Below are 274 nucleotides of genomic sequence, written 5' to 3' on the forward strand. Positions count from 1 at the left end.
ATGGTGTCATAAAAATTGACTACAGAAAGGTAAAAGTACCCGTAATTGGTTGGATAAAAACTTATGAAATTCTCCCTACAGGATATAAACCGAAATCTGTCACCATCAGTAAACAAGCTGACAAGTGGCCATGTCTGCCGACAGGCAGGTTTATCTCTTGGAAAATAGAAATAGAAACGACTCAAACCCAGAAAAATCAGGAGTTTGTAGGAGTTGATTTAGGAATAAATCATCTAGCAATATTATCAACAGGAGAAGTATTTGATGGAGTAAA

At 36.1% G+C, this 274-nt stretch carries 1 pseudogene; it reads left to right on the plus strand.

The annotated features are described in order from the left end of the window. Nucleotides 1-274: pseudogene (locus FFR48_RS28635) on the plus strand (RNA-guided endonuclease TnpB family protein); the annotation flags it as partial.

Origin of the sequence: Sphaerospermopsis reniformis (assembly GCF_005402885.1) — a bacterium.
Lineage (GTDB): Bacteria > Cyanobacteriota > Cyanobacteriia > Cyanobacteriales > Nostocaceae > Sphaerospermopsis > Sphaerospermopsis kisseleviana.